Origin of the sequence: Streptomyces sp. NBC_01549, from assembly GCF_026339955.1 — a bacterium.
GTDB lineage: Bacteria > Actinomycetota > Actinomycetes > Streptomycetales > Streptomycetaceae > Streptomyces.
The window spans coordinates 2,372,890-2,380,000 of sequence record NZ_JAPEPW010000001.1; the positions used below are offsets into that span (position 1 = coordinate 2,372,890).

A 7,111-nucleotide genomic window follows, 5' to 3' on the forward strand; every position below is an offset into this window, starting at 1 on the left:
CCCGCCGGGAGCCGGGGCGCAGGTGGGGACGGGTGGGTGTCAGGGGAGGAGGCCCCGCAGGGGGAACGCCGCGCGGCGCGTCGCGACGATCGCCTGGTCGAGGCGGTCCGCCGGGTCGTACCCGGACTCCCACCCCTTCCAGGACACGGGCCACCGCCCGTCCGTCATCCGCATGGGCGCCAACTGCCGCGTACGAGCGAAGACTTCCTGCCGCCAGCTCTCGGGAATCACCGTCTCGGGGTCGATGGGCCGCCCCGCCGCGACGGCGACCAGATGCGTCCACGACCGCGGTACGACCTCCACGACCGCGTACCCGCCGCCACCCAACGCGACCCACCGCCCGTCGGCGTACTCGTGCGCCAGGTCGTGACAGGCGACCTGCACGGCCCGCTGCGCGTCGAGCGAGACGGCGAGATGAGCGAGCGGATCCTCGAAGTGGGTGTCGGCACCGTGCTGGGTGACAAGCACCTGCGGCTGAAAGTCGGCGATGAGCTCGGGCACCACGGAGTGGAAGGCCCGCAGCCACCCCGCGTCCCCCGTCCCGGCCGGCAGCGCGACATTGACGGCGGCGCCCTCCGCCGAGGCGGCTCCCGTCTCCTCCGGCCACCCGGTCTGCGGGAACAGCGTCCGAGGATGCTCGTGCAGCGAGATCGTCAGAACCCGGGGGTCCTCCCAGAACGCCGCCTGCACCCCGTCCCCGTGGTGCACGTCGACATCCACGTACGCGACCCGTTCGGCCCCCAGTTCCAGCAGCCGCGCGATCGCGAGCGAGGCGTCGTTGTAGATACAGAACCCGGACGCCCCGCCCGGCATCGCATGGTGCAGCCCACCCGCGAAGTTCACCGCGTGCAGCGCGTCCCCGCGCCACACCGCCTCCGCCGCCCCGACCGACTGCCCCGCGATCAGCGCGGAGACCTCGTGCATTCCCGCGAAGGCGGGATCGTCCATGGTCCCGAGCCCGTACGAGGCGTCCGCGGCCCCCGGATCCACCGACGCGGCCTTGACCGCCTCCACGTAGTCCTCGCGATGCACGAGCCGCAACGTCGACTCCCCGGCCGGCTTCGCCGCGACGACGTCCATCTCCCGATCGAGCCCGAAGGCATCGACCAGTCGCCGGGTCAGCGCCAGCCGGACCGGATCCATCGGATGGTCCGGGCCGAAGTCATAGCCCGTTACTGCCTCGTCCCACATCAGCTGTGCGCGGCCGCTCATGTCCGTCACCGTATCGGTCCGGTTCGGGCGCGAACGAGCGGGCGTACCCCAAGGTCGCCAGGACCAACACCATCGGCACAAGCATGGCGCCCCGGTAGTTCCAGGCGTCGCCCAACGCCCCCACCAACGGTGAACCGATCAAGAACCCCACGTAATTGAAGATGTTCAGCCTCGCGATGGCCGTATCCGAAGCCCCGGGGAACAACCGCCCGGCCGCCGCGAACGTCTGCGGCACCAGCACGCACAGTCCGAGCCCCAGCAGAGTGAACCCGAGCATCCCTACCCACGCCCCGGGCGCCCCCGCCACCACCGCGAATCCCAGCGCCGCCACGACCGCTCCCAGCCGTACGACGGCCACCGCCCCGAACCGCCGCACCCCGAAGTCCCCGACGGCCCGCCCCACCAGCGTCATGACCATGTAGACGTTGTACGGAACGGTCGCCAACTGCTCCGAACTGCCCAGCACGTCCTGCAGATACTTCGCGCTCCAGTTGGAGACCGTCGAGTCCCCGATGTACGCGAACGTCATCACCAGACACAGCGGCAACAGCAGCCTGAAGACCAGGGCTCCGCTCTCCCCCTGCGCCTTCCCGGCCCCGGCATCGACGTCGGCAGCGGCATCGGTATCGGGACCAGAAGCGGCGCCCCCGTCGACGTACCACCGACTCCCCACGAAAGCCGCCGGCAGCAGTACCAGCACCACCGGCAGATAGGACACGAAGAGCGAGAGATGCCAGTGCGCCCCCGCCCACGCGAGCGAGGCGCCCAAGATCCCGCCCAGGCTGTACGTGGCGTGGAAACCGAGCATGATGCTGCGTCCGTACGTCCGCTGGAGGCTCACTCCGAGCATGTTCATGGAGGCGTCCAGCGCGCCGACCGCGAGCCCGAAGGCGCCGAGTGCGACCGCCAGTTCGACCAGCCGGTCCCCCGACCCGACCCCAAGGAGCGCCAGGAGCACAACGGGCTGGGACCAGCGCAGCAGCCGGCTGGGCCGTATTCGCTTCACCAGCTGCTCGGTCGTCACGCTCCCGACCCCGGCGAGGATCGGCACGGCGGCCAGGAACGCGGGCAGCAGCCCGTCGGAGACGCCGTAGCGGTCCTGGATGGCCGGAATGCGCGTCACGAGCAGAGCGAAGGTGGCGCCCTGAGCGAAGAAGCTGAACGCCAAAGAGGCCCTACCGCGCCGCAGCACATCTGTCATGGCGGCGAGCGTAGGGCCCCGGCTTACCGGTGGGTAGATCCAACCGAAGATGAATTCTGCTCAACTCTTCGGCTGAGAGGTCCTGGCGACCTCGTTCTCCAGCATCTTCTCCATCGGACCGACCGCCAGCCGCCCAGCGACCAGGATCGCCACCGCGATCGAGCTGATCATCACGACCGTGCCCAGCCAGACCATCGTGTCGACCGGCAGGGTGTACGCCCCCAAGACCCGCGCGACGCACTCCCCGAGCAGCACCACGCCCCAGACCAGGGAGAAGGTCCGCTCGGCCTTCCGGAACCGCGGGGAGCCGGCCGCCAGCCGGTCCCATGCGGCGTTCTTGTCCGCGTCGCCCTTGATGAGGAACGGCTTCATGCCCGCCGTCATCATCGGCCGGCCGAGCTTCACGGACACCAGGATGCCGATGCCGATCGCGCTGCTGACCCCGCTGTCCTTGGCCAGCATCAGCCGCGGGTCACCGGCGACGAGGCTGAGGGCCAGCCCGACGACGTTGACGAACAGGATCAGCCCGGCCAGGGCGTTGGCCCTGCGCTCCTTCACCGCGCTCCACACGGTCCGCACGGCGGGCACCACGCTGCTCCAGCCGAGGGCCGCCATGGTGCTCATGCCGAACCCGCTCTTGAGGAGGTAGTACGACCCGACGGGCACCGCCACGTCGAGGATCAGCGGCAGGAAGCTGGGCCGGGCGGCGAGGTCGGCGCTCGTGGCGGCCGATGCCTCGACGGTGGTCGCTCCAGTGCTGGTCTCGATGGCCGTGATGCTCATGATCGGGTCCCTCCGTCGTCGCTGTGTACGTCCCGTTCGATGTACTCAGCTTCGCGGTCGGACCCCACTCGCCAACAGAAACGATCGTCCGGAGCTCGGCGTGACAAATGTCAGTGCCGTGCGATGGGTGCCGTCATACGAGCAGGTCAGCCAACTCGCCCAGCTCGGAGAAGAGTTGAGTGGCACCGGTGAGCTTGGCGGCCGGTGTCATGGCGGTGAACCCGTACACGTCCATCCCGGCGGCGTTCGCCGCCCGCACCCCGAGCGGACTGTCCTCGACGACGACACACCGCTCCGGCGCCACGCCCATCCGTTCGGCCGCGTAGAGAAACAGATCGGGTGCCGGCTTGCCCCGCCCCACATCCTGCGAACTGAAGACACGCCCCTCGTCGAACCACCGGTCGAGCCCGGTCTTGTGATGCCCGACCCGGATCCGCTCATGGCTCCCGGAGGAGGCCACGCAGTACGGGACCTCGTCCGCGGCCAGCTTCTCCAGCAGCTCTACAGCACCCTGAACGGGTTGCAGCTCCCGCTCGAAGGCGGCGAACACGCGCCCGTGAAAGACGTCGTCGAACTCTTCCGGCAGCCGCCGCCCGCTCCGCTCCTGGACGAGCTCATGGATGCGGTGCATGGCGGACCCCATGTAGTCCCTGATGGACTCCTCGTACGAGGTCGGGTGCCCGAGTTCGGTCAGATAGGCGGCGAGGATCGTGTTGGAGATCGGCTCACTGTCCACGAGGACGCCGTCATTGTCGAAGATCACCAAGTCATAGCGCATGACAAAACCCTAGACCCCCAAACGCAGAGAACCCCCGTACCGATTTCCCGGTACGGGGGTTCTCTTTAAAATTTGTTCGGCGGCGTCCTACTCTCCCACAGGGTCCCCCCTGCAGTACCATCGGCGCTGTGAGGCTTAGCTTCCGGGTTCGGAATGTAACCGGGCGTTTCCCTCACGCTATGACCACCGAAACACTATGAAACTGTAACTACCGCACCATTGCCGTGGCCCGACAACGGGGTTGTTCGTGGTTTCAGAACCAACACAGTGGACGCGAGCAACTGAGGACAAGCCCTCGGCCTATTAGTACCGGTCACCTCCAGCGGTTACCCGCCTTCCAGATCCGGCCTATCAACCCAGTCGTCTACTGGGAGCCTTAACCCCTCAAGGGGGTGGGAGTCCTCATCTCGAAGCAGGCTTCCCGCTTAGATGCTTTCAGCGGTTATCCCTCCCGAACGTAGCCAACCAGCCATGCCCTTGGCAGGACAACTGGCACACCAGAGGTTCGTCCGTCCCGGTCCTCTCGTACTAGGGACAGCCCTTCTCAAGACTCCTACGCGCACAGCGGATAGGGACCGAACTGTCTCACGACGTTCTAAACCCAGCTCGCGTACCGCTTTAATGGGCGAACAGCCCAACCCTTGGGACCGACTCCAGCCCCAGGATGCGACGAGCCGACATCGAGGTGCCAAACCATCCCGTCGATATGGACTCTTGGGGAAGATCAGCCTGTTATCCCCGGGGTACCTTTTATCCGTTGAGCGACGGCGCTTCCACAAGCCACCGCCGGATCACTAGTCCCGACTTTCGTCCCTGCTCGACCCGTCGGTCTCACAGTCAAGCTCCCTTGTGCACTTACACTCAACACCTGATTACCAACCAGGCTGAGGGAACCTTTGGGCGCCTCCGTTACTCTTTAGGAGGCAACCGCCCCAGTTAAACTACCCATCAGACACTGTCCCTGATCCGGATCACGGACCCAGGTTAGACATCCAGCACGACCAGAGTGGTATTTCAACGACGACTCCACACGGGCTGGCGCCCGCACTTCACAGTCTCCCACCTATCCTACACAAGCCGAACCGAACACCAATATCAAACTGTAGTAAAGGTCCCGGGGTCTTTCCGTCCTGCTGCGCGAAACGAGCATCTTTACTCGTAGTGCAATTTCACCGGGCCTATGGTTGAGACAGTCGAGAAGTCGTTACGCCATTCGTGCAGGTCGGAACTTACCCGACAAGGAATTTCGCTACCTTAGGATGGTTATAGTTACCACCGCCGTTTACTGGCGCTTAAGTTCTCAGCTTCGCCACCCCGAAGAGTGACTAACCGGTCCCCTTAACGTTCCAGCACCGGGCAGGCGTCAGTCCGTATACATCGCCTTACGGCTTCGCACGGACCTGTGTTTTTAGTAAACAGTCGCTTCTCGCTGGTCTCTGCGGCCACCCCCAGCTCAGAGTGCAAGACTCATCACCGGTGATGGCCCCCCTTCTCCCGAAGTTACGGGGGCATTTTGCCGAGTTCCTTAACCATAGTTCACCCGAACGCCTCGGTATTCTCTACCTGACCACCTGAGTCGGTTTAGGGTACGGGCCGCCATGAAACTCGCTAGAGGCTTTTCTCGACAGCATAGGATCATCCACTTCACCACAATCGGCTCGGCATCAGGTCTCAGACTATGTGCCAGGCGGATTTACCTACCTGACGTCCTACACCCTTACCCCGGGACAACCACCGCCCGGGATGGACTACCTTCCTGCGTCACCCCATCACTCACCTACTACAGGTCTGGTCCGTCGGCTCCACCACTCCCCTTTGCCCGAAGGCTCCGGGGCGGCTTCACGGACTTAGCATCGCCTGGTTCGATGTTTGACGCTTCACAGCGGGTACCGGAATATCAACCGGTTATCCATCGACTACGCCTGTCGGCCTCGCCTTAGGTCCCGACTTACCCTGGGCAGATCAGCTTGACCCAGGAACCCTTAGTCAATCGGCGCACACGTTTCTCACGTGTGTATCGCTACTCATGCCTGCATTCTCACTCGTGAACCGTCCACCACTGCCTTCCGGCGCGGCTTCACCCGGCACACGACGCTCCCCTACCCATCACAGCCGCCGTTGGGCGTATTGCTGCAATGACACGACTTCGGCGGTACGCTTGAGCCCCGCTACATTGTCGGCGCGGAATCACTAGACCAGTGAGCTATTACGCACTCTTTCAAGGGTGGCTGCTTCTAAGCCAACCTCCTGGTTGTCTCTGCGACTCCACATCCTTTCCCACTTAGCGTACGCTTAGGGGCCTTAGTCGATGCTCTGGGCTGTTTCCCTCTCGACCATGGAGCTTATCCCCCACAGTCTCACTGCCGCGCTCTCACTTACCGGCATTCGGAGTTTGGCTAAGGTCAGTAACCCGGTAGGGCCCATCGCCTATCCAGTGCTCTACCTCCGGCAAGAAACACACGACGCTGCACCTAAATGCATTTCGGGGAGAACCAGCTATCACGGAGTTTGATTGGCCTTTCACCCCTAACCACAGGTCATCCCCCAGGTTTTCAACCCTGGTGGGTTCGGTCCTCCACGACCTCTTACAGCCGCTTCAACCTGCCCATGGCTAGATCACTCCGCTTCGGGTCTTGAGCGCGCTACTAAATCGCCCTATTCGGACTCGCTTTCGCTACGGCTTCCCCACACGGGTTAACCTCGCAACACACCGCAAACTCGCAGGCTCATTCTTCAAAAGGCACGCAGTCACGACGCACTGAGTAAACTCAATGCGCGACGCTCCCACGGCTTGTAGGCACACGGTTTCAGGTACTATTTCACTCCGCTCCCGCGGTACTTTTCACCATTCCCTCACGGTACTATCCGCTATCGGTCACCAGGGAATATTTAGGCTTAGCGGGTGGTCCCGCCAGATTCACACGGGATTTCTCGGGCCCCGTGCTACTTGGGTGTTTCTCAAACGAGCCGTTGACGTTTCGACTACGGGGGTCTTACCCTCTACGCCGGACCTTTCGCATGTCCTTCGCCTACATCAACGGTTTCTGACTCGTCTCACGGCCGGCAGACCGTGAAAGAGAAATCCCACAACCCCACATACGCAACCCCTGCCGGGTCTCACACGCATATGGTTTGGC

4 protein-coding genes and 2 rRNA genes (1 of these 6 cut by a window edge) are annotated in these 7,111 nt (G+C 64.0%); all 6 read right to left on the minus strand.

All coding sequences use genetic code 11. The annotated features are described in order from the left end of the window. Window positions 1–39 precede the first annotated feature (39 nt). Window positions 40–1,212: an acetoin utilization protein AcuC gene (locus tag OG819_RS10375; protein WP_266627283.1), complete on the minus strand. Its 1,173-nt coding sequence runs from the start codon at window positions 1,210–1,212 to the stop codon at window positions 40–42. Beyond that, on the minus strand, window positions 1,163–2,413 hold the full coding sequence (locus OG819_RS10380; protein ID WP_266627281.1) for an MFS transporter: 1,251 nt from the start codon (window positions 2,411–2,413) through the stop codon (window positions 1,163–1,165). The genes OG819_RS10375 and OG819_RS10380 overlap by 50 nt, the downstream gene beginning before the upstream one ends. 60 nt (window positions 2,414–2,473) lie before the next feature. Further along, on the minus strand, window positions 2,474–3,196 hold the full coding sequence (locus OG819_RS10385; RefSeq protein ID WP_266627279.1) for a VC0807 family protein: 723 nt from the start codon (window positions 3,194–3,196) through the stop codon (window positions 2,474–2,476). A 133-nt stretch (window positions 3,197–3,329) separates the two neighbouring features. After that, on the minus strand, window positions 3,330–3,974 hold the full coding sequence (locus OG819_RS10390) for an HAD family hydrolase (RefSeq protein WP_266649045.1): 645 nt from the start codon (window positions 3,972–3,974) through the stop codon (window positions 3,330–3,332). Between the two features lie 74 nt (window positions 3,975–4,048). After that, window positions 4,049–4,165, minus strand: a 5S ribosomal RNA gene (gene rrf / locus OG819_RS10395). A 92-nt stretch (window positions 4,166–4,257) separates the two neighbouring features. After that, window positions 4,258–7,111 (minus strand): 23S ribosomal RNA (locus OG819_RS10400); it runs 269 nt beyond the window's last position.